The sequence below is a fragment of the Salmonella enterica subsp. arizonae genome, assembly GCF_008692845.1.
Classification (GTDB): domain Bacteria; phylum Pseudomonadota; class Gammaproteobacteria; order Enterobacterales; family Enterobacteriaceae; genus Salmonella; species Salmonella arizonae.
The window spans coordinates 49,505-72,479 of the sequence record NZ_VXJW01000006.1 but is presented as its reverse complement, the minus strand read 5'-3'; the positions used below and the strand labels follow the sequence as shown (position 1 = coordinate 72,479).

22 protein-coding genes are annotated in these 22,975 nt (G+C 52.9%); 13 read left to right on the top strand and 9 right to left on the bottom strand.

Going from position 1 to position 22,975, the window contains the following annotated elements; all coding sequences use genetic code 11:
- Window positions 1-12 precede the first annotated feature (12 nt).
- From mutM to radC, 4 genes are all read right to left on the bottom strand, one after another.
- Window positions 13-822: a bifunctional DNA-formamidopyrimidine glycosylase/DNA-(apurinic or apyrimidinic site) lyase gene (gene mutM, locus F4V61_RS12795; RefSeq protein ID WP_058344885.1), complete on the bottom strand. Its 810-nt coding sequence runs from the start codon at window positions 820-822 to the stop codon at window positions 13-15.
- A 97-nt stretch (window positions 823-919) separates the two neighbouring features.
- Complete coding sequence (gene rpmG / locus F4V61_RS12790; RefSeq protein WP_001051798.1) at window positions 920-1,087, bottom strand: 50S ribosomal protein L33; 168 nt, start codon at window positions 1,085-1,087, stop codon at window positions 920-922.
- 13 nt (window positions 1,088-1,100) lie between these two features.
- Window positions 1,101-1,337: a 50S ribosomal protein L28 gene (gene rpmB, locus F4V61_RS12785; protein ID WP_001519051.1), complete on the bottom strand. Its 237-nt coding sequence runs from the start codon at window positions 1,335-1,337 to the stop codon at window positions 1,101-1,103.
- A 216-nt stretch (window positions 1,338-1,553) separates the two neighbouring features.
- Window positions 1,554-2,219 (bottom strand): RadC family protein, encoded by a 666-nt coding sequence (gene radC, locus F4V61_RS12780; protein ID WP_000380122.1) that lies wholly within the window; start codon window positions 2,217-2,219, stop codon window positions 1,554-1,556.
- A gap of 175 nt (window positions 2,220-2,394) precedes the next feature.
- Between radC and coaBC the strand changes: the two genes are divergently transcribed.
- The 3 genes from coaBC (at window position 2,395) to slmA (ending at window position 4,755) form a co-directional block, all read left to right on the top strand.
- Window positions 2,395-3,615, top strand: coding sequence for a bifunctional phosphopantothenoylcysteine decarboxylase/phosphopantothenate--cysteine ligase CoaBC (coaBC, locus tag F4V61_RS12775; protein ID WP_164967348.1), 1,221 nt, complete (start codon window positions 2,395-2,397; stop codon window positions 3,613-3,615).
- Window positions 3,593-4,051 carry a dUTP diphosphatase gene (dut, locus tag F4V61_RS12770; protein WP_000976080.1) on the top strand — a complete coding sequence of 153 codons (459 nt, stop codon included), beginning with the start codon at window positions 3,593-3,595 and terminating at the stop codon, window positions 4,049-4,051. The genes coaBC and dut overlap by 23 nt, the downstream gene beginning before the upstream one ends.
- Window positions 4,052-4,158: 107 nt before the next feature.
- A complete protein-coding gene (gene slmA / locus F4V61_RS12765; protein ID WP_000818592.1) occupies window positions 4,159-4,755 on the top strand; it encodes a nucleoid occlusion factor SlmA in 597 nt (198 codons plus the stop codon).
- An 83-nt stretch (window positions 4,756-4,838) separates the two neighbouring features.
- On the opposite strand, the gene pyrE is transcribed toward slmA, so the two are convergent.
- Both pyrE and rph read right to left on the bottom strand, forming a co-directional pair.
- Window positions 4,839-5,480, bottom strand: coding sequence for an orotate phosphoribosyltransferase (gene pyrE / locus F4V61_RS12760; protein ID WP_000806153.1), 642 nt, complete (start codon window positions 5,478-5,480; stop codon window positions 4,839-4,841).
- 78 nt (window positions 5,481-5,558) lie between these two features.
- Window positions 5,559-6,275 carry a ribonuclease PH gene (gene rph, locus F4V61_RS12755; protein ID WP_038397385.1) on the bottom strand — a complete coding sequence of 239 codons (717 nt, stop codon included), beginning with the start codon at window positions 6,273-6,275 and terminating at the stop codon, window positions 5,559-5,561.
- 125 nt (window positions 6,276-6,400) lie between these two features.
- Between rph and F4V61_RS12750 the strand changes: the two genes are divergently transcribed.
- The gene (locus F4V61_RS12750) at window positions 6,401-7,264 is read left to right on the top strand and encodes a YicC/YloC family endoribonuclease (protein WP_000621354.1); all 864 of its coding nucleotides are present in this window, start codon (window positions 6,401-6,403) and stop codon (window positions 7,262-7,264) included.
- 49 nt (window positions 7,265-7,313) lie between these two features.
- On the opposite strand, the gene F4V61_RS12745 is transcribed toward F4V61_RS12750, so the two are convergent.
- The gene (locus F4V61_RS12745) at window positions 7,314-8,216 is read right to left on the bottom strand and encodes a LysR family transcriptional regulator (RefSeq protein ID WP_001050853.1); all 903 of its coding nucleotides are present in this window, start codon (window positions 8,214-8,216) and stop codon (window positions 7,314-7,316) included.
- Window positions 8,217-8,289: 73 nt separating this feature from the next.
- Between F4V61_RS12745 and F4V61_RS12740 the strand changes: the two genes are divergently transcribed.
- Together F4V61_RS12740 and F4V61_RS12735 are read left to right on the top strand one after the other, a co-directional pair.
- The gene (locus F4V61_RS12740; RefSeq protein ID WP_058819826.1) at window positions 8,290-9,171 is read left to right on the top strand and encodes an HARLDQ motif MBL-fold protein; all 882 of its coding nucleotides are present in this window, start codon (window positions 8,290-8,292) and stop codon (window positions 9,169-9,171) included.
- Window positions 9,172-9,421: 250 nt separating this feature from the next.
- Complete coding sequence (locus F4V61_RS12735; RefSeq protein WP_000924335.1) at window positions 9,422-10,039, top strand: trimeric intracellular cation channel family protein; 618 nt, start codon at window positions 9,422-9,424, stop codon at window positions 10,037-10,039.
- Here the strand turns inward: F4V61_RS12735 and ligB are convergent.
- Entirely contained in the window at window positions 10,036-11,721 is a 1,686-nt protein-coding gene (ligB, locus tag F4V61_RS12730; protein WP_080160951.1) for an NAD-dependent DNA ligase LigB, read from the bottom strand. The genes F4V61_RS12735 and ligB overlap by 4 nt on opposite strands.
- 256 nt (window positions 11,722-11,977) lie before the next feature.
- Between ligB and gmk the strand changes: the two genes are divergently transcribed.
- The 5 genes from gmk (at window position 11,978) to recG (ending at window position 18,090) form a co-directional block, all read left to right on the top strand.
- Complete coding sequence (gene gmk, locus F4V61_RS12725) at window positions 11,978-12,601, top strand: guanylate kinase (RefSeq protein WP_000046966.1); 624 nt, start codon at window positions 11,978-11,980, stop codon at window positions 12,599-12,601.
- 54 nt (window positions 12,602-12,655) lie between these two features.
- Window positions 12,656-12,931 (top strand): DNA-directed RNA polymerase subunit omega, encoded by a 276-nt coding sequence (rpoZ, locus tag F4V61_RS12720; RefSeq protein WP_000135058.1) that lies wholly within the window; start codon window positions 12,656-12,658, stop codon window positions 12,929-12,931.
- Window positions 12,932-12,949: 18 nt separating this feature from the next.
- Window positions 12,950-15,061 carry a bifunctional GTP diphosphokinase/guanosine-3',5'-bis pyrophosphate 3'-pyrophosphohydrolase gene (gene spoT, locus F4V61_RS12715; protein ID WP_000280481.1) on the top strand — a complete coding sequence of 704 codons (2,112 nt, stop codon included), beginning with the start codon at window positions 12,950-12,952 and terminating at the stop codon, window positions 15,059-15,061.
- 252 nt (window positions 15,062-15,313) lie between these two features.
- Complete coding sequence (gene trmH, locus F4V61_RS12710) at window positions 15,314-16,003, top strand: tRNA (guanosine(18)-2'-O)-methyltransferase TrmH (RefSeq protein ID WP_080160950.1); 690 nt, start codon at window positions 15,314-15,316, stop codon at window positions 16,001-16,003.
- 5 nt (window positions 16,004-16,008) lie between these two features.
- Entirely contained in the window at window positions 16,009-18,090 is a 2,082-nt protein-coding gene (gene recG, locus F4V61_RS12705) for an ATP-dependent DNA helicase RecG (RefSeq protein ID WP_080160949.1), read from the top strand.
- Window positions 18,091-18,125: 35 nt separating this feature from the next.
- Here recG and gltS read toward each other — a convergent pair whose 3' ends face one another.
- On the bottom strand, window positions 18,126-19,331 hold the full coding sequence (gltS, locus tag F4V61_RS12700; RefSeq protein ID WP_000462243.1) for a sodium/glutamate symporter: 1,206 nt from the start codon (window positions 19,329-19,331) through the stop codon (window positions 18,126-18,128).
- Between the two features lie 227 nt (window positions 19,332-19,558).
- On the opposite strand from gltS, the gene xanP reads away from it, so the two are divergent.
- Both xanP and F4V61_RS12690 read left to right on the top strand, forming a co-directional pair.
- Window positions 19,559-20,950, top strand: a complete 1,392-nt coding sequence (gene xanP, locus F4V61_RS12695) for a xanthine/proton symporter XanP (protein WP_080160947.1) — start codon at window positions 19,559-19,561, stop codon at window positions 20,948-20,950.
- 120 nt (window positions 20,951-21,070) lie between these two features.
- Window positions 21,071-22,762, top strand: a complete 1,692-nt coding sequence (locus F4V61_RS12690) for an AsmA family protein (protein ID WP_080160946.1) — start codon at window positions 21,071-21,073, stop codon at window positions 22,760-22,762.
- Window positions 22,763-22,975: the final 213 nt, after the last annotated feature.

Below are 22,975 nucleotides of genomic sequence, written 5' to 3'. Positions count from 1 at the left end.
GGGCCTGGCGTTTTACTTCTGACAGTGACGGCAATAGAACGTCGCACGCTGTGCGTGTTTGGTTGCGACTACCGGCGTACCGCATACCCGACACGGCTCGCCTTTGCGCCCATACACCTGCAACTCCTGCGCAAAATAGCCCGGTTTTCCATCACTTTGCAGAAAATCTTTCAGAGTTGTCCCACCTTGTTCGATAGAACGCAGCAAAACAGCTTTAATCACCCGCGCCAGCAGGTCGCACTCCTCTTTCGAGAGTGACGACGCCAGACGATCAGGGTGGATACCAGCGGCAAACAGCGACTCACTAGCGTAGATATTCCCCACGCCGACCACCAGCTTGTTATCCATCAGCCAGGGTTTAATCGCCGTTTTCCTCTTCGCGCATTTCTGCTGCAAATACTCGCCATTAAACTCATCGCTTAGCGGCTCCGGTCCCAGGTGCGCCAGCACATTATGCCCTTCCAGCTCTTTGGTCCATAGCCAGGCGCCAAAGCGGCGAGGATCGGTATAGCGTAGAATTTTGCCATTGCTCATCACCAAATCAACATGGTCGTGCTTTTCCGCCGGCTGCGCTTCCGACAGTATCCGCAAGCTTCCCGACATCCCCAAGTGAATGATTATCCAGCCGTCAGGTAGCTCCAGCAGCAGATATTTGGCACGACGCTGAACGCTAAGGATGGGCGTATCGCTCAGGCGATAAATTTCGTCTGAAACCGGCCAGCGCAGACGACCGTTGCGGATATGGGCGTGCAGGATGGTGGCGCCAACTAAATGGGGTTCAATACCCCGGCGGCTGGTTTCAACTTCTGGTAATTCAGGCATAGCGTCTCCGGCTGTGTGGCAGGTCTCATTAATATGGGGACGGCCAGAAAACAAAAAACCCCGCCGAAGCGAGGTTTTTGTTACATCAAAGCGAGAATTATTTGATTTTCGCTTCTTTGTAGATAACGTGCTGACGGACAACTGGATCGAACTTTTTCAGCTCCAGTTTTTCCGGTTTAGTACGTTTGTTCTTCGTAGTGGTATAGAAGTGACCAGTACCAGCAGAAGAAACCAGCTTGATCTTCTCACGAATACCTTTAGCCATGATTTATTTCCTCTTAGTACTTTTCGCCACGGGCACGCAGTTCAGACAGAACTGTTTCAATGCCTTTTTTATCGATGATACGCATACCCTTAGCAGATACACGCAGGGTGACAAAACGCTTCTCGCTCTCAACCCAGAAACGGTGAGAGTGCAGGTTAGGCAGGAAACGGCGTTTAGTCGCGTTCAGTGCGTGGGAACGGTTGTTACCGGTCACCGGACGCTTGCCAGTAACTTGGCAGACTCGGGACATGTCTATTCTCCAAAAATCAAATTAGCTCGAGCTTCGTATGGGGTATTGGCGCCTCGTCAGGCTGTAAAGCCTGGTCACGGCGGTTCTAAGTGAACCCCCGATTGCCAGGCCCAAATGCCAAACCCGAGATTCTCAAAGGTGGCGTAGTATACGCTGACCCGGCGATATGCTCAAGTCCCGAACAGACAAAGATCCCGATGGATCGCCCAAAGTACCTTAAATCCAGCCGCGCTCAGCAAAAGAAACGTACTCTCCACGCCCAATTATCAGGTGATCGAGCACCCGGATATCCATAAACTGGCAGCACTTTATCACGCGATCGGTGATATGTTTATCCGCTTTACTCGGCTCCGCGCAGCCGGAAGGATGATTATGCGCCAGAATGACCGCCGAGGCATTGAGTTTAATCGCTTCCCGGACAATCTCACGCGGATGCACCTCGACGTGGCTAAGCGTTCCGGAAAACAGGCGGCTGTGCTGGAGCACGCGGTGCTGGGCATCGAGAAAGATCACCAAAAAGATCTCACGCTCCTCGCCCGTCAGTTGGCTTTGCAGAAATTCCAGCGTCATTTCCGGGCTGAGCAACGCATCTTCCTCATTCATGCGCACGCTGTAATAGCGCCTTGCCAACTCAGCAATGCCTTTCAACTGCGCGAATTTCGCCAGGCCGATGCCATTTATGCCGCGAAACTGCGCAAAGTCCGCCGACAGCAGGCCATAGAGCGACCCGAAGCGCTGTAACATCTCTTTTGCCAGTGTTATGACATCTTTTCCCGGCGTGCCGGTACGTAAAAAAAGCGCCAGCAGCTCCACGTCGCTGAGGGAAGCAATGCCGGATCTGAGCATTTTTTCACGCGGTAATAATTCGTCCAACGTATCCATCCGCGTACCTCCTTTTTAAGGAAGCAGCATAGTGGCACAGCCTTTGGGAGAGATCGATGCCCCGATTTTGTTCTTGCGTAGCGCCTCGCAAAGCGAATCGCAGGCAGAGACACGACGCCGTAGAGATTGTGATAAAATAGCCGCCTTTCGAAGTCACCCAACAGGAAAGATCATGATGAGCCTGGTCGGTAAAAAAATTGTTCTCGCCGTTAGCGGCGGTATCGCTGCGTATAAAACGCCGGAGCTGGTGCGCCGTTTACGTGAGCGTGGCGCTGACGTGCGCGTGGCAATGACCGAAGCGGCAAAAGCCTTTATTACCCCTCTGAGCTTACAGGCTGTGTCGGGTTATCCCGTATCCGACAGTTTGCTTGACCCTGCCGCCGAAGCCGCGATGGGGCATATCGAGTTGGGGAAATGGGCCGACCTGGTTATTCTTGCCCCTGCGACCGCCGATCTGATCGCCCGTGTAGCATCTGGTATGGCTAATGATTTAGTCTCCACTATCTGCCTGGCGACGCCAGCCCCGGTGGCCGTTCTTCCGGCCATGAACCAACAAATGTACCGCGCTGCCGCCACACAACATAATCTGGAGGTGCTTACCTCTCGCGGCCTGTTCATTTGGGGGCCGGATACCGGCAGTCAGGCGTGCGGCGATGTAGGCCCGGGCCGAATGCTGGACCCAGTCGTTATCGTGGATAAAGCCGCCGCGCATTTCTCTGCTGTCAACGATCTACAACATCTTAATATCATGATTACGGCAGGTCCAACGCGCGAACCGCTTGACCCGGTGCGTTATATTTCCAACCACAGCTCCGGTAAAATGGGCTTCGCTATTGCGGCGGCCGCAGCGCGTCGCGGCGCGAATGTCACGCTGGTCTCCGGTCCCGTTTCGTTACCGACGCCGCCTTTTGTACAACGTATTGATGTCATGACTGCGCTGGAAATGGAAGCGGCTGTTCAGTCCGCCGTTCAGCAGCAGCATATTTTCATTAGCTGCGCCGCCGTGGCCGACTATCGCGCAGAAACTATCGCCAGTAAAAAAATCAAAAAACAGGCGGCGCAAGGTGATGAATTAATAATAAAAATGGTCAAAAACCCGGATATTATCGCCGGGGTGGCCGCGCTCAGTCAGCATCGACCCTACGTTGTTGGGTTTGCCGCAGAAACGAATAATGTGGAAGAATACGCCCGGCAAAAACGTATCCGTAAGAACCTTGACCTGATTTGTGCAAACGATGTTTCACTTTCAAATCAAGGATTTAACAGCGACAACAACGCTTTACACCTTTTCTGGCAGGATGGAGATAAAGTCTTACCGCTTGAGCGCAAAGAACTCCTTGGCCAATTATTACTCGACGAGATCGTAACCCGTTATGATGAAAAAAATCGACGTTAAGATTCTGGACCCGCGTGTTGGTCAGCAGTTTCCGCTGCCGACTTATGCTACTTCTGGTTCTGCCGGACTTGACCTGCGCGCCTGTCTCGACGGCGCCGTAGAACTGGCGCCTGGTGCAACGACGTTGGTGCCTACCGGACTGGCCATTCATATCGCCGATCCCTCGCTGGCGGCAGTTATGTTACCGCGTTCGGGCCTGGGCCATAAACATGGTATCGTGCTGGGCAACCTGGTCGGGCTGATTGATTCTGATTATCAGGGGCAACTGATGGTTTCAATCTGGAACCGCGGTCAGGACAGTTTTACCATTGAACCGGGCGAACGTATCGCGCAAATGGTGTTTGTTCCGGTCGTTCAGGCCGAATTTAATCTGGTGGAAGCATTTGACGCCACCGAACGTGGCGAGGGCGGCTTCGGTCATTCTGGCCGTAAGTAAATTTTACGCATCCCAATAACGTCATAATACAGCCGCAAACGGTGAGTTTGCGGTTATAGCGTGGGTGCTCGCCTGGCAAGTGCTTATTTTCAGGGGTATTTTGTAACATGGCAGAAAAACAAACTGCGAAAAGGAATCGTCGCGAAGAAATACTTCAGTCACTGGCGCTGATGCTTGAATCCAGCGATGGAAGTCAACGCATTACGACAGCAAAACTGGCGGCCTCGGTCGGCGTTTCCGAAGCGGCGCTATACCGCCATTTTCCCAGCAAGACCCGCATGTTCGATAGCCTGATTGAGTTTATCGAAGATAGTCTGATTACCCGTATCAATCTGATTTTAAAAGATGAAAAAGACACCAGCGCGCGTTTGCGGCTGATTGTGTTGCTGATTCTGGGTTTTGGCGAACGCAACCCTGGCCTGACGCGCATTCTTACCGGGCACGCGCTGATGTTTGAACAGGATCGCCTGCAAGGGCGCATTAACCAGCTTTTTGAACGCATCGAAGCGCAGCTCCGCCAAGTGCTAAGAGAAAAAAGAATGCGTGAAGGCGAAGGCTACGCGACGGATGAAAATCTGCTGGCAAGCCAGCTATTGGCCTTCTGTGAAGGTATGCTCTCGCGGTTTGTGCGTAGCGAATTTAAATACCGTCCAACGGACGATTTCGATGCCCGCTGGCCGTTGATTGCCGCCCAGTTGCAGTAACCCTTCTTGCCGGATAACGGCTTCGCCTTATCCGGCCTACAGAAACGTAGGGCAGGTACGCGTCTCGCCACCGGGCAATTCACTTACACCCCAAACTCTTCCCAGTATGCCCGTACAGCCGCCAGGTGCTCCGCCATCTCAGGTTTCTCTTCCAGATAAGTAATGAGATCTTTCAGCGTAATAATGGAAATCACGTTACATCCATAGTCGCGTTCCACTTCGTGAATCGCTGAAATCTCACTGCGGCCGCGTTCCTGACGATCCAGCGAGATCAGCACGCCTGCCAGCGTGGCCCCGTGCGCCTGAATAATCTCCATAGACTCGCGAATCGCCGTACCTGCGGTAATCACGTCATCCACCAGCATCACGCGGCCCCGTAGCGCACTGCCCACCAGATTTCCGCCTTCGCCATGATCTTTTGCCTCCTTGCGGTTAAAGCAGTACGGCAGGTCTTTATCGTGATGTTCCGCCAGCGCAACCGCTGTCGTCGTCGCGATCGGAATACCTTTGTATGCGGGACCAAACAGCAAATCGAATTCAATACCGGAATCCACCAGCGCTTCGGCATAAAAACGACCTAACAACGCCAGGTCGCGCCCGGTATTAAACAGCCCGGCGTTGAAGAAATAGGGGCTTTTGCGCCCGGATTTCAGCGTAAACTCGCCAAACTTTAGTACCTGCTTGTCAAGCGCAAACTCAATAAACTGGCGCTGATACGGTTTCATCGATTCGCTCCTCTTCTTACTATCATCATTTACGAAATTCACGGACAAAAAAAAGGCGACCTCTCAGTCGCCTTAAAATCAATTTTCTAACGCCGCCTTCTGCGTCGCCACAATGGATTCAATTCCCCCTCTGGCTAACGCCAACAACGTGAGAAGTTCTTCATGGCTAAACGGCTCGCCTTCTGCGGTGCCCTGCACTTCAATAATGCGGCCGTCTTCAGTCATCACGACGTTCATATCGGTTTCTGCGGCGGAGTCTTCGACATATTCCAGATCGCATATCGCTTCGCCGTTAACGATACCTACGGAAACCGCCGCCACCAAGCCTTTCATCGGATTGGTTTTCAGCTTACCGTTTGCAACCAGCTTATTCAGCGCATCCGCCAACGCCACGCAGGCACCGGTAATAGACGCTGTACGCGTACCGCCATCGGCCTGGATAACATCGCAGTCCAGCGTAATGGTAAATTCGCCAAGCGTTTTCAAATCGACTGCCGCACGCAGCGCACGCGCGATCAAACGCTGAATTTCCATAGTACGGCCGCCTTGCTTACCCTTAGCCGCTTCACGCGCGTTACGGGTATGGGTAGCGCGAGGTAGCATGCCATACTCAGCAGTGATCCACCCCTGGCCTTGCCCTTTCAGAAAGCGTGGAACGCCCTCTTCAATAGAGGCGGTACACAACACTTTGGTATCTCCAAATTCGACCAGTACCGAGCCTTCAGCGTGTTTTGTATAGTTACGGGTCAGGGTTACTGGACGCACCTGATTAGCGCTACGGCCTGCTGGACGCATATTGAGATCTCCGGCTTAAAACGAATATGGCTGCGCATTATACGGACTTCCGATGGTTATTCCTATCATGACAATGCCTGGATAGCTATAATCCCCTCATCTCTCCTTTAAAAACGGGAATATCTATGATCCGCAGCATGACCGCCTACGCCCGGCGTGAAATCAAGGGTGAATGGGGTAGCGCGACCTGGGAAATGCGCTCGGTAAACCAGCGTTATCTGGAAACTTACTTTCGTCTGCCGGAACAGTTCCGTAGTCTTGAACCCGTCGTGCGCGAACGCATTCGTACACGCCTGACGCGCGGCAAAGTCGAATGTATGCTGCGTTTTGAACCCGATGCCAGCGCGCAAGGCGAGCTTATTCTGAATGAAAAGCTGGCGAAACAGCTTGTTAGCGCCGCAAACTGGGTCAAAATGCAGAGCGACGAAGGGGAAATCAATCCGGTTGATATTTTGCGCTGGCCAGGTGTCATGGCGGCGCAAGAGCAGGATCTGGACGCGATTGCCGCAGAAATTTTAGCCACGCTGGACGGTACGCTGGATGACTTTATCGTCGCGCGCGAAACGGAAGGCCAGGCGCTGAAAGCGCTGATTGAACAACGGCTGGAAGGCGTCAGCGCCGAAGTAGCGAAAGTCCGCGCGCATATGCCGGAAATCTTGCAATGGCAGCGTGAACGCCTGGTCGCGAAGCTGGAAGATGCTCAGGTTCAGTTGGAAAACAACCGTCTGGAGCAAGAGCTGGTGATGATGGCGCAGCGCATTGATGTGGCGGAAGAGCTGGATCGTCTGGAAGCGCACGTCAAAGAGACTTACAACATTTTGAAGAAAAAAGAGGCGGTAGGTCGCCGTCTGGACTTCATGATGCAAGAATTTAACCGTGAGTCGAACACCCTGGCCTCCAAATCCATCAACGCTGATGTAACTAACTCCGCTATTGAATTAAAAGTGTTGATCGAGCAAATGCGCGAGCAAATTCAGAATATCGAGTAATTCTGGCGTTCAACATGCCACAGAGCCCGCATTACGCGGGCTTTCGCGTTTATTGGTAGTATGTTTTTAATTTCCGGCGAATGGCCTCAATAAGGCGTCGCTTCCACTCTACCGTCGAAGCCCGATACTGCATAAAAATAGCGCCTTCCGCCTGCTCTCCGGCAAGCGGCAGGACAAAAAGACCGCGCTTATCGGATAAATTTTCATACCAGGGGCGCGGTACAATAGCCATCAGCGGCGCTGACTGGACAGCAGGCGCAAGCTGGCTGTAGTCATGACAAACAAACGCCAGCGGGCGTTCAAACCCGGCGCGAGTCTGCTGCCTGTCCAGTTCGTTGTTCTCTTTTGACCACGGCAAACAGTAAATGTACTGATAATGCTGTAGCTCATCAAAATTCAACGCTGCGGCATTCTCCAGGCGTGAACGCAATGGCATCCCATAAACCGCGATCAGACGCGTAGTACCCACCCGTTCGTAATGCAGGGCGCTGACCTGCTTTTGATGGTCGCCAATTGCCAGCACCAAATCAACCGAGCTGTCCAACAGTTCATCTCGCCAGGGGCGGCGGGCAAAAGGAAGGCACTCTATTACCGCCTGATGAAGATGGCCTTTCTCCGCGAGAACGGGCGTAAGCAGCGCGTTCAATGCGGGAGGAATCACCACCCGGAAACAACGGGAGCCGTTCTCTTTATCGCCAAACAGCTCCTCATTAAGCGAAACAAACACTGGCGTCAATTTGTCGCGCAGCGCCTGTGCATAAGGCGTAGGAATCTGGCGGTTCCCTTCCCGTCGAAACAACGGATCGTGTAGCGCATCGCGCAATCTCATGAGCGCATGACTTACCGCAGAAGGCGATAAAGCCAGCTTTTGCGCCGTTTTCCCCGTCGAGCCTGTCTCCAGCAACACATACAATACTTTTAACAGGTTCATATCCATTTGCAGCAAGTTCATTAAACGTCTCTCTTATTGAACCTGGCTAAATTACTGCCAGGTATACTGCGGGCGCTTCAATCAGGAGAACATTATGAATCGCTATGCATTATTCTTTGTATGTATATTTTCAACATCAGCACTTCCTGCAATGGCAGCATTAGATCGTTCACAACCGTTATCACCCGCGCCTCCGTTGTCATTGTTTAAAGCGTGGGCTAAACCTATTGAGCCGTTTCAAATCACGGAAGGCGTGTGGTATGTCGGCACAGAAAATCTCTCTTCTATTCTGCTGACTACCCCGGCAGGGCATATTCTTATTGATGCGGGGTTAGATGAAAGCGCGCCGCAAATTAAAGCGAATATTGAAACGGCAGGATTCCGCCTCACCGACGTGCGCTATCTGCTGAACAGCCATGCGCGGCTGGATCAGGCGGGGGGAATGGCACGCTTGAAAGCGTGGAGCGGCGCACAATTGGTCGCCAGCCAACCTAACGCCGAGCAGATGGCGAGGGGGGGACGGCAGGACTTTGCGCTTGGCGATGCGCTCCCCTTTCCGCCCGTCACCACTGATAAAATTATCCACGACCGGGAAAGCATCAGCCTCGGGGGGATAACCGTGGCAGCGCTGTTCACGCCTGGGCATCTGCCCGGCGCAACCTCCTGGCGCGTAACGCTCCGCAACGGCAAGACGCTAATTTACGCCGATAGTCTCGCCACACCCGACTACCTGCTGATTAACAACAAAAACTATCCTGACCTGGTTACTGATATTCAGCATAGCTTTAAGACACTGGCCGCCCAATATGTTGATATCTTTATTGCCAACAAAGGCGACCGCTTTGGTCTACTGGAAAAACGACAGCAGCTTCGCAACGGCGATACACAGGCATTTTTTGATCCCAATGGGTTGCAACAGTATGTGGAACGCTCGCGTCAGCGCTTCATCACACAACTTACCGCACAGCAGCCATAATGTAATGACGAACCGGCGGCACGCCCAGGCCGCCTTTCACATAATTTATCTAATTCAAAAATGGAAAATATTTTATAAATAAAACTGCAAAAATGGAAAACAATGTATTGATATTTATCATAAAAAATCATTTATTATAAATTTAAAATTATTACTTAATTTTATTAAAAATGAGATACCTTAGAAAATCTCAATCGTGATACAGCGCACAAATCGTTAATCTTCGCCCCCAGTAAATCAGGGGGAAATCATGCTATTGCACGTTCTTTATTTAATTGGCATCACTGCCGAAGCCATGACGGGCGCACTCGCTGCTGGTCGTCGTCGCATGGATACATTCGGTGTAATTATTATTGCTACCGCTACCGCGATTGGCGGGGGTTCGGTTCGCGACATTCTGCTCGGTCACTATCCGCTAGGTTGGGTGAAGCATCCCGAATATGTCATTATTGTGGCGACAGCCGCTGTATTAACCACGATTGTTGCTCCCGTCATGCCCTATTTACGCAAGCTTTTCCTGGTACTTGACGCGCTGGGGCTGGTGGTTTTTTCCATTATTGGCGCTCAGATAGCCCTTGATATGGGCGAGGGACCAATTATCGCCGTGGTGGCTGCCGTCACTACCGGCGTCTTTGGCGGCGTACTCCGCGATATGTTCTGTAAACGTATCCCGCTGGTGTTTCAAAAAGAGCTATATGCAGGCATCTCGTTCGCCTCGGCGGTGCTCTACATTGCGCTACAGCACTACGTCATGAATCCGGATGTCGTCGTTATGTCTACGCTACTGTTTGGTTTTACTGCAAGGTTATTAGCGCTACGTCTTAAACTTGGCCTGCCGGTATTTTATTACCGCCATGAAGGACACTAAGTCCCGAATCCGGGAATATGCTGAGCAGCCAGCCATCTGCTCAGCGCTTTGATCCGGGGATTATCCCGCCAGTCGCTAACTCTCCCGGCGCGACGCTCGCCTGTCGCTGGCAACTGACGCCAGTGTTGATCTGTTCGCATTAATAACTGCTCCCATGAACGGTCGCCGCTGGCCTGTAATGCGGCTTGTGTTAAAGGGATATCCATCGCCATGACCCAACGGGAAAACGGCTGTCGGCGCGCCAGGTTAAATTGCCGCCAAATCAGCTCGCTTTTTCCTTTAGCAAAGCCTGGCGTGTTTGCTATTTCCGCTGGCGTCAGTGCAAGCCAGGAGAAGATATGCTCAAAGCGATGCGTCTGATGCAAAGCCCGCCAACTGGCTTCACCCACTCCATCCAGCCCCAACGCCGCCCGTGAACCCAACCATACCAGCCTGGAGATAAACTGTTCCTGACACGTTGCCGAAGCGTAAAAGCAGGTCAGCGAGTTGAAATGATTACCAGGCGGCACAGGCTTACTCCGCTCACGACTCCGCCAGACGACCTCATCAAGCCGGGGAATGCCTTGCCCTGCCAGACTCACCAGGATCTGATCGCCTGGCGCTATATCCCACGCTTCCCAGCGTTTGACAGAACCAATATTGACCCGCTTAACCCGCTTATCATCCAGCATAACGGGAACAAGCGATGCTATTACGCTAATTTTGCCGCTTTTCCCCACCGAGAACTGAATAGCGCTCACCTGCGCGACCTGCGCGACCGGCGGATATTTCCATGCCGCCAGCCAGTCACCCTGTCCTGGCCGCCAGTGCTGTGATGAAGGTTCTTTAGCCATGCGTATTACTACGCCATCTGTCACAAAGGGTAGCGCCGACGTCAGCCATGACCGGCGCGCCCGTTCGACCTCGCTGGCATTTTTTACCATCTGTGAATATTTCTGCGTCAGGCTGAATCCGGCCTTAGCGAGCTGGCTTAATCTTTCGGTCATGTTTGCCGGACCGTCCGGCCACGCCCAAATAAAAATGCCCAACGAATTCAGCGCCGAGGTATTCTTCTGGCGCATTAACATCCCTGCGACTTTTGAGCGCGCATTCATCCCGCCCATTCGTTGCTGGATATGTCCCTCGAGCTGTAGAAAAATTTCGCCCTGCAACACCGCGTTGGCAAGCGCGCCTCGTGTTGTCTGCGGTATGGAGGAGATCTGGCGAATTTTTTGCGTCCAGTCCTCACCTTGTAGCCCATTGCCCCGGCTGATAGCCCTGGTCAGTTTACCGTTCTGATAAACCAGCGTTACCGCTACACCATCCACTTTTGGTTGTACCCAAAACTCGCTGCGCCCGCGCATCCACTGCGCTACCGCCTGCCGGTCCGCGAGTTTACGCACGCCCGTATGCGCAACAGGATGCGTTGTTGTACCGTTTAGCGGCGGTGAAACCGGAGTAGATGAAACATCCTGACCAACACAGCGTTGCCACTGAACCAGTTTTGCGCTGAGCTGATCGTACACGCTATCGTCAACCGCGCTAACACCTTGTTTCCAGTAAATGTCATTCCAGTCAGCGAGCTGTTGCTGCAAACGGGCGATTTCTTCAATTGTCCTTGCTGACGGCCAGACCGGGCAAATCGCCCCACTCTGCGAATGCCACAATAAAACTCCCCACACCATGCTTTTCCATACTCCCATCACAACCTCCCTTGTACATTGCCCGGCAGGTATAGCGCTTCAGAGAATAAAAACCGAGAGGTAAAAATGCATCATCCGAGCCGCTTTCCAGATTTTTTGGCAGGTTGCTGCAACGACGCGATAAAAGCGGAAAAAGGGACGCAAAATGCAATAATCTGGCGCAAAAAGTGTGACAAAGACTACGTCGCATAACGGCGATGTGTATAATAAGCCCGTATCAAGGCTCTATTTCGATAATCACATACGTAAGATACTCATGGCTCAAGGTACGCTTTATATTGTTTCTGCCCCCAGTGGCGCGGGTAAATCCAGCCTGATTCAGGCTTTATTAAAAACCCAACCGTTGTATGACACCCAGGTTTCCGTTTCACATACCACGCGCGCGCCGCGTCCGGGTGAAGTACATGGCGAGCACTATTTCTTTGTCAATCATGACGAGTTTAAAACCATGATTGGCAGGGAGGCGTTTCTGGAGCACGCGGAAGTGTTTGGCAATTACTACGGCACTTCTCGCGAAACCATTGAGCAAGTGCTGGCAACCGGCGTCGATGTTTTTCTGGATATCGACTGGCAGGGCGCCCAGCAAATTCGCGAAAAAATGCCGCAAGCACGCAGCATTTTTATTTTGCCGCCGTCAAAGATCGAACTGGATCGCCGTTTACGCGGTCGCGGGCAAGATAGCGAAGAAGTCATTGCCAAACGAATGGCGCAAGCGGTTGCAGAAATGAGCCATTACGCCGAATATGATTATCTTATTGTGAATGACGACTTTGATACCGCGTTAAGCGATTTGAAAACCATCATTCGCGCTGAACGTCTGCGTATGAGCCGCCAAAAGCAGCGTCATGACGCTTTAATCAGCAAATTGTTGGCAGACTGAACCCACTTTCAGTATCATGCCCAGTCATTTCTTCACCTGTGGAGCATTTTAAGTATGGCACGCGTAACTGTTCAGGACGCTGTAGAGAAAATTGGTAACCGTTTTGACCTGGTACTGGTCGCCGCGCGTCGCGCTCGTCAGATGCAGGTAGGCGGAAAGGATCCGCTGGTACCGGAAGAAAACGATAAAACTACCGTTATCGCGCTACGCGAAATCGAAGAAGGTCTGATTAACAACCAGATCCTCGACGTCCGCGAACGCCAGGAGCAGCAAGAGCAGGAAGCCGCTGAATTACAAGCCGTTACCGCTATTGCTGAAGGTCGTCGTTAATCACAAAGCGGGTCGCCCTTGTATCTGTTTGAAAGCCTGAATCAACTGATTCAAACCTACCTGCCGGAAGACCAGATTAAGCGTCTTCGGCAGGCGTATCTCGTTGCACGTGACGCTCACGAGGGCCAGACACGTTCAAGCGGTGAACCCTATATCACACACCCGGTAGCGGTAGCCTGTATTCTGGCCGAGATGAAACTCGACTACGAAACGCTGATGGCCGCTCTGCTACATGACGTGATTGAAGATACCCCCGCCACCTACCAGGATATGGAACAACTTTTCGGCAAAAGCGTTGCAGAACTGGTAGAGGGGGTGTCGAAACTTGATAAGCTCAAGTTTCGTGATAAGAAAGAGGCGCAAGCCGAAAACTTTCGCAAAATGATTATGGCGATGGTGCAGGATATCCGCGTCATCCTCATTAAGCTTGCTGACCGTACCCATAACATGCGCACTCTGGGCTCGTTACGCCCGGATAAACGTCGCCGTATTGCCCGTGAAACCCTCGAAATCTACAGCCCGTTGGCGCACCGTTTAGGTATTCATCACATTAAAACCGAGCTGGAAGAACTGGGTTTTGAAGCGCTGTATCCCAATCGCTATCGCGTAATCAAAGAAGTGGTAAAAGCTGCGCGCGGCAACCGTAAAGAGATGATCCAAAAAATCCTCTCTGAAATCGAAGGACGTTTGCAGGAAGCGGGGATTCCATGTCGCGTCAGCGGTCGCGAAAAGCATTTATACTCCATCTACTGCAAGATGGTGCTCAAAGAACAGCGATTTCATTCGATCATGGATATCTACGCATTTCGCGTGATCGTTCATGACTCCGACACTTGCTATCGCGTACTCGGCCAGATGCACAGCCTCTATAAGCCGCGTCCGGGACGCGTTAAAGACTATATCGCAATTCCAAAGGCGAACGGTTACCAGTCTTTGCATACCTCGATGATCGGCCCGCACGGTGTTCCTGTTGAAGTCCAGATCCGTACCGAAGACATGGACCAGATGGCGGAAATGGGGGTCGCAGCGCACTGGGCGTATAAAGAGCACGGCGAGACCAGCACCACGGCGCAGATCCGCGCCCAGCGCTGGATGCAGAGCCTGCTGGAGCTACAACAGAGCGCCGGTAGCTCGTTTGAATTTATCGAAAGCGTAAAATCCGACCTTTTCCCGGATGAAATTTACGTTTTCACCCCAGAAGGACGCATTGTCGAATTGCCCGCCGGCGCGACGCCGGTGGATTTTGCCTATGCAGTCCATACTGACATCGGTCACGCCTGCGTCGGCGCGCGTGTCGACCGTCAGCCTTATCCGCTGTCGCAGCCGCTTAGCAGCGGTCAGACCGTCGAAATTATTACCGCGCCGGGCGCGCGTCCAAATGCCGCATGGCTGAACTTTGTCGTCAGCTCTAAAGCGCGCGCTAAAATTCGTCAGTTGTTGAAAAATCTCAAGCGTGACGACTCCGTAAGCCTGGGGCGCCGTCTGCTCAACCATGCTTTAGGCGGCAGCCGTAAGCTGGCGGAAATTCCGCAGGAAAATATTCAGCGCGAGCTGGATCGTATGAAGCTGGCAACGCTTGACGATTTGCTGGCGGAAATCGGTCTCGGCAACGCGATGAGCGTAGTAGTCGCGAAAAATCTGCAGCAAGGCGAAGCCGTGGTGCCAACCGTCGCGCAATCGAACCATGGTCATCTACCGATTAAGGGTGCTGATGGCGTACTGATCACCTTTGCCAAGTGTTGCCGTCCAATACCTGGAGACCCAATCATCGCTCACGTCAGCCCAGGTAAAGGGCTGGTGATCCATCATGAATCCTGCCGTAATATTCGTGGATACCAGAAAGAGCCAGAAAAGTTTATGGCGGTTGAATGGGACAAAGAGACGGAACAGGAATTCATTACCGAAATCAAGGTAGAAATGTTTAACCATCAGGGCGCGCTGGCTAACCTGACGGCGGCGATTAATACTACCACCTCCAATATTCAAAGCCTGAATACTGAAGAGAAAGATGGCCGCGTCTATAGTACCTTTATTCGCCTTACCGCGCGCGATCGCGTACATCTGGCGAATATCATGCGCAAAATCCGCGTGATGCCAGACGTCATTAAAGTCACCCGTAACCGAAACTAATTTTTTACACAAAATCATTCGCATTGCATCACAAAGCGCTAGCGCTGGCCCCGAAGGGGTGAGGCGATAAGCCGAATAACGCGGCAAGCGAATGAGTACCCAGGAGCGGACAGAAGTACGTAACTGGGATGAATGACAAATCCGTCAGGAACAGATTTGAACACCGCAAAGCAGGGGCCCGCAGGGCGAGGCTCATGGACGTGCCGAGTAACTAGCAGCTAACGCCGAGGCAATTTGAAGGATGAAGTGTAAATGAATGCACAACGTTATGCGCGAATATGCGAAATGCTCGCCAGGCGTCAGCCTGATCTGACGATCTGCATGGAGCAAGTCCACAAACCTCATAACGTTTCTGCAATCATTCGTACCGCAGATGCCGTTGGCGTCCATGAAGTCCATGCTGTCTGGCCAGGCAGCCGGATGCGCACCATGGCTTCAGCGGCGGCGGGCAGCAACAGTTGGGTACAGGTGAAAACTCACCGTACCATTGGCGATGCGGTAGCGCATTTGAAAGGACAGGGAATGCAGATTCTGGCAACTCATCTTTCAGACAAGGCCGTGGACTTTCGCGAAATTGATTACACGCGCCCGACCTGTATTCTGATGGGTCAGGAGAAAACCGGTATTACTCAGGAAGCATTAGACCTGGCGGATCGGGATATCATCATTCCTATGATCGGCATGGTACAGTCGCTGAACGTTTCCGTCGCCTCCGCGCTCATTCTTTATGAAGCCCAGCGCCAGCGGCAAAACGCGGGCATGTATCTGCGCGAAAACAGCATGTTGCCGGAAGATGAACAGCAGCGCCTGCTGTTTGAAGGCGGCTATCCGGTGCTGGCGAAAGTCGCTAAACGTAAAGGTCTGCCTTATCCCCGCATCAATCAGCAGGGCGAAATCGACGCCGATGCTGACTGGTGGGCGACGATGCAGGCGGCAGGGTAGTCACCATGTCAGGCCGCTTGTTAGACGCTGTTCCGCTCAATTCCCTGACAGGCGTCGGCGCGGCGCAAAGCAGTAAACTGGCAAAAATCGGCCTGCATACCGTCCAGGATTTGCTATTACACCTTCCCCTGCGTTACGAAGACCGCACCCATCTCTACCCGATTGGCGAGCTCCTGCCTGGCATCTACGCTACCGTTGAAGGTGAAGTACTGAACTGTAATATCACCTTTGGCGGACGCCGGATGATGACCTGCCAGATTAGCGACGGTTCCGGCATTCTTACCATGCGCTTTTTCAATTTTAACGCAGCGATGAAAAACAGCCTGGCGACGGGACGACGCGTGCTGGCCTACGGGGAAGCGAAGCGCGGCAAGTATGGCGCAGAGATGATCCATCCGGAATATCGCCTCCAGGGCGATCTCAGCACGCCAGCGTTACAGGAGACGCTCACACCGGTTTATCCCACCACCGAGGGCGTGAAGCAAGCGACACTACGCAAGCTTACCGATCAGGCGCTGGAACTGCTCGACACTTGCGCTATTGCCGAACTACTGCCGCCAGAACTGGCGCAGGGCATGATGAGCCTGCCCGAGGCGCTACGTACGTTGCATCGACCACCGCCAACGCTCCAGCTCGCCGATTTAGAAACCGGCCAACATCCGGCGCAGCGACGGCTTATTCTTGAAGAGTTACTGGCGCACAATCTCAGTATGCTGGCGCTTCGCGCAGGCGCGCAGCGCTATCACGCTCAGCCGCTAAGTACAAACGATACCTTAAAGCATCAACTGCTGGCGTCGTTGCCATTTAACCCCACCGGCGCGCAGGCGCGGGTGGTGGCAGAGATCGAACGCGATATGGCGCTTGATGTGCCAATGATGCGTCTGGTTCAGGGTGACGTGGGTTCCGGTAAAACGTTAGTTGCGGCGCTTGCCGCCTTGCGCGCCATTGTCCACGGTAAACAAGTCGCGTTAATGGCGCCGACCGAGCTGCTGGCGGAACAACATGCGAATAACTTCCGTAACTGGTTCGCGCCGCTCGGTATTGAAGTCGGCTGGCTGGCCGGTAAGCAAAAAGGTAAAGCGCGCATGGCGCAGCAAGAAGCCATCGCCAGCGGGCAGGTGCAAATGGTGGTGGGCACGCATGCTATTTTCCAGGAACAGGTACAATTTAACGGCCTGGCGCTGGTTATCATCGACGAACAGCACCGCTTCGGCGTTCATCAGCGTCTGGCATTATGGGAAAAAGGCCAGCAGCAAGGCTTTCATCCGCATCAGTTGATTATGACCGCAACGCCCATTCCTCGTACCCTGGCAATGACCGCCTATGCCGATCTCGATACCTCGGTGATTGATGAACTACCACCGGGCCGTACCCCCGTCACCACCGTCGCCATTCCGGATACCCGCCGCCCTGAAATTATCAACCGTGTGCGCAATGCCTGTACAACCGAGGACCGTCAGGCCTACTGGGTATGTACGCTGATTGAAGAGTCCGACCTGCTGGAAGCGCAGGCGGCGGAGGCCACCTGGGAAGAGCTCAAGCTGGCGCTACCGGAGTTGAATATTGGCCTGGTACACGGACGCATGAAGCCCGCCGAAAAGCAGGCCGTTATGCAACGTTTTAAGCAGGGTGAAATGCATCTGCTGGTCGCCACCACAGTCATTGAAGTGGGGGTCGATGTTCCTAACGCCAGCCTGATGATTATTGAAAACCCGGAGCGGCTGGGACTGGCGCAGTTACACCAGCTCAGAGGACGCGTTGGCCGTGGCGCGGTCGCCTCGCACTGTGTGCTGCTCTATAAATCACCGCTGTCGAAAACCGCGCAGAAGCGTTTACAGGTATTGCGTGACAGCAATGACGGTTTTGTGATTGCGCAAAAAGATTTGGAAATACGCGGCCCAGGGGAATTACTGGGCACCCGCCAGACGGGGAATGCCGAATTTAAGGTTGCGGATTTATTGCGCGATCAGGCCATTATTCCCGAAGTTCAGCGTATTGCCCGCCATATTCATGAACGTTATCCACAACAGGCAGCGGCGCTGATCGAGCGCTGGATGCCGGAAACTGAACGCTATTCTAACGCCTAGTGAGCGCGGCGGTTTTGATGCCGCCGCACAAACCATTATTGCGCGAAAATCGGTAACAGCAGATACAGCTTAATCACCAGCGCATTGACAATATCAATAAAAAACGCGCCGACCATCGGCACGACGAGAAACGCCATATGCGAGGGGCCAAAACGGTCGGTAATCGCCTGCATATTGGCAATGGCGGTAGGCGTTGCGCCCAGGCCAAAACCGCAATGTCCCGCCGCTAGCACCGCCGCATCGTAGTTTTTCCCCATCATGCGCCAGGTGACGAAGATCGCGTACAACGCCATGAAGATGGTCTGTACTACCAGAATCGCCAGCATCGGTAGCGCCAGCGACGCCAGTTCCCACAGCTTCAGGCTCATCAGCGCCATTGCCAAGAACAGAGACAGACTCACGTTCCCCAGCACCGAAACAGCGCGTTCAAATACGCGATAAAAACCCGCCAGCGCCAGACCATTGCTGAGGATCACCCCAACAAACAGCACGCAAACGAAGACTGGCAGTTCAAGTACCGTTCCCGCCAGTAGCTGCGCTACGATTTTGCCAACGGTCAAGCAGATAGCAATCAGGGCGATGGTTTCGATCAGTACCAGAGAGGTGATCATGCGGCCTACATCCGGCTTTTCAAAGGCCGTAGGCACGGCCTGATCATCAGGCATTCCATCCGGCGTCGTGGAGTGTTTTACCAGATAACGCGCTACTGGGCCGCCAATCAATCCGCCCAGTACCAGGCCAAAGGTTGCACATGCCATCGCAACCTCTGTGGCATTAGCAAAGCCATAACGTTCAATAAACAGCTTACTCCACGCCGCGCCGGTACCGTGCCCACCGGACAGCGTAATCGATCCGGCAATCAGCCCCATTAATGGGTCCAACCCCAGCAGACTCGCCATGCCGATACCAATGGCATTCTGCATCAGCAGCAATCCGACCACGACAATCAGGAAGACGCCAACAACGCGTCCCCCCTTCCGCAGGCTGGCAAGGTTGGCGTTAAGGCCGATCGTCGCGAAAAACGCCAGCATCAGCGGATCGCGCAGGGTCATATCAAAGTTGACCTCCCAACCAACGCTTTTTTTCAGCACCAGTAAAGCAATAGCGACCAGTAGCCCACCTGCCACCGGTTCCGGAATCGTATATTTCTTCAGTAAGGAGACAGACTGGACCAGCTTGCGACCCAGTAGCAGCACCAGCGTTGCTGCGACAAGGGTCGATAAGGTATCGAGTTCAAACATTTAAAGCTCCTGTAGTGCGCTTTGACATGTGCGCACAAATCATTTCCTGAGTCAGTTTTTTAGCTCTTTGTGAGTTGTCGGCATGGATTTTAAGCAGAAAAAGGAAAAAAGTTATATAAAAAGGTGCATTTATCTTTTTTAAATCTTAAGAATATCCGCTCGCAATCGTTTGCTTTTAACACTCGGTCAGATAAAATCACCGCTTTTCCATCACGAGAATGTGCCTGATGTCCGTTAACGCCATCGAGTCGGCAGATGCGCAACCGGTTGCGCAGACGCAAAACAATGAATTGATTTACCGCCTTGAAGATCGCCCGCCGCTCCCTCAAACCTTTTTTGCCGCTTGTCAGCATCTGCTGGCGATGTTTGTCGCGGTAATCACGCCAGCGCTGTTAATCTGCCAGGCGTTGGGTTTACCGGCGCAGGATACGCAGCACATCATCAGTATGTCGCTGTTCGCCTCCGGCGTGGCCTCTATTATTCAAATCAAAGCGTGGGGGCCGGTAGGATCGGGGCTATTATCCATCCAGGGAACCAGTTTTAACTTTGTCGCTCCACTGATTATGGGCGGTACCGCGCTGAAAACCGGCGGCGCGGATGTCCCGACGATGATGGCAGCACTGTTCGGCACGCTAATGCTGGCAAGCTGCACCGAGATGGTGCTTTCTCGTATTCTACATCTGGCGCGCCGGATTATCACGCCGTTAGTCTCCGGCGTAGTCGTGATGATTATTGGCCTGTCGCTGATTCAGGTGGGATTAACCTCCATCGGCGGCGGCTACGCCGCAATGAGCGACAACACCTTTGGCGCGCCGAAAAACCTGTTGCTGGCTGGGGTCGTCCTGGCCATTATCATCTTGCTTAATCGTCAACGTAACCCCTACCTGCGCGTGGCTTCTTTGGTTATCGCAATGGCGGCAGGCTATCTTTTGGCCTGGTTTATGGGCATGTTGCCTGAGAATAACGCTCCGATCTCGCAGAACCTCATCATAGTGCCGACCCCGCTGTATTATGGTCTGAGCATCGACTGGAACCTGCTACTGCCGCTGATGCTGGTCTTTATGATTACCTCGCTGGAGACTATCGGAGACATCACCGCCACGTCTGATGTCTCCGAGCAGCCGGTGTCCGGCCCCCTGTACATGAAACGGCTAAAGGGCGGCGTGCTGGCTAACGGCCTGAACTCATTTGTTTCGGCAGTATTTAATACGTTCCCGAACTCCTGTTTCGGTCAGAACAACGGTGTGATTCAGTTGACCGGCGTCGCCAGTCGCTATGTGGGATTTGTCGTCGCGCTGATGCTGATTGTGCTCGGCCTGTTCCCGGCGGTAAGCGGTTTTGTGCAGCATATCCCAGAACCGGTGCTCGGCGGCGCCACGCTGGTAATGTTCGGCACCATTGCCGCCTCCGGGGTGCGTATTGTCTCCCGTGAACCGCTTAACCGCCGCGCGATTCTGATTATTGCTCTATCGCTGGCCGTGGGTCTTGGCGTTTCTCAACAGCCGCAGATCCTGCAGTTCGCGCCAGAATGGGTGAAAAACCTGCTCTCATCCGGGATTGCCGCTGGCGGTATCACGGCTATCGTTCTGAACCTGATTCTCCCGCCGGAAAAACCGTAAACACTATGCGGCGACGACCCGATTCGTCGCCGCTGTAATGCTCTTTCACCATTCCTGTCTTGAGGATTGCACGTAAATCGTGCATAAATCCCCTATGTGCATTTCACGGGATGGAAGACCATGAAATTGATTGGTAGGTTGCTTCTCTACGTGCTGATCGCCTGTTTAGTGGTGATTTTCGGCTTTTATTTTCTGCTGCAAACGCGCTGGGGCGCGGATCGCGTCAGCAACTGGGTATCAGAGAACAGCGACTATCACCTCACATTCGACGTGATGGATCATCATTTTTCCGCCCCATCCCATCTTTTACTGGAGAATGTGACCTTTGGCCGCGATAGTCAGCCTGCCACCCTGGTTGCAAAAACCGTCGATATCGGTCTGAGCATTCGCCAGTTAACCGCGCCGCTTCATGTCGACACGATTCTGTTACAGGATGGTACGCTGAATATTTCAGTGCAAACCGCGCCTTTCCCGTTTGAGGCTGACCGTCTGCAACTTCGCAATATGGCGCTAAATAGTCCCAGCAGCGACTGGCGGTTGAGCGCCCAGCGCGTTAACGGCGGTATTATGCCCTGGCGACCCGAAGCCGGTCAGGTATTAGGCAATAAAGCCGAGATTCAACTAAGCGCAGGTTCGCTGACGTTAAACGACGTTCCCGCCACTAATGTGCTTATTGAAGGCAGTATCGACCATAATCAGGTGATGTTAAACACCGTCGGCGCCGATATGGCGCGCGGAGCGTTAACCGGCGTCGCCCGGCGTAACGCTGACGGTAGTTGGGTCGTTGAAAATCTGCGGCTGAATGATATTCGGCTACAAAGCGATAAATCCCTGAGCGAATTCTTAGCGCCGCTTACCACGATTCCATCATTGCAGATTGGTCGTCTTGAAGTGACGGACGCCAGCCTACAAGGGCCAGACTGGGCAGTCACCGACCTTGATTTGAGTTTGCGCAATCTGACCCTGCGTAAAGAGGACTGGCAAAGTCAGGAAGGTAAATTATCAATGAATGCCAGCGAGTTTATTTACGGTTCGCTGCACTTTCTCGATCCGATCCTGAACGCCGAATTTTCACCACAGGGCGTTGCGCTACGTCAGTTCACCACCCGATGGGAAGGCGGTATGGTCAGAACGTCCGGTAACTGGTTGCGTGATGGCAAAGCGCTGGTGCTCGACGATACCGCAATCGTCGGTCTGGAATACACGTTGCCGGACAACTGGAAACAGCAGTGGATGTCCCCCCTGCCAGAATGGCTACATAACGTCACGCTGACTAAATTCAGCCTTAGCCGTAACTTGGTCATTGATATTGATCCTGGTTTCCCCTGGCAGCTCACGGCGCTGGACGGCTATGGCGCGAATCTGCAATTGGCGAAAGATCGCCAGTGGGGGATTTGGAGCGGGATCGTCACGCTTAACGCAGCGGCTGGCACATTTAACCGCGTGGACGTACGCCGCCCCTCCGTGTCCCTGTCGGCAAATTCCAGCTTGATTAATATCAGCGAGCTGAGCGCTTTTACGGAAAAGGGCATTCTGGAAGCCACAGCCAGTATTTCACAACTGCCACAGCGCCAGACGCAGGTCAGCCTCAACGGACGCGGCGTGCCGGTGAATATTCTCCAGCAATGGGGATGGCCAGCGCTGCCGATTAGCGGCGATGGCAATATCCAGCTCACGGCCACAGGTAATATACAGGCAGAAACTCCGCTAAAGCCAACGGTGAATGGAAATATAAAAGCAGTAAATATGGATAAGCAACAGGTGGTGCAAATTCTTCAGGGTGGCATAGTGGAAACTAATTCATCCCACTAATAAAATTTAGCCTATCAATTTCCATGTATCCCTTTGGCTGTAAGATCAAGGGGATACCTTCTGTGTCAATCCTCCAGCCAACTAATACATTACTCTTATATATAAAATTAGATACAGCTATAAATTAAAATAAAATTAATTTACACACAATAATTCCTAAATAAACAATTTCGCAAACCCCGAATATAATACCCATCCATATATATGAATATA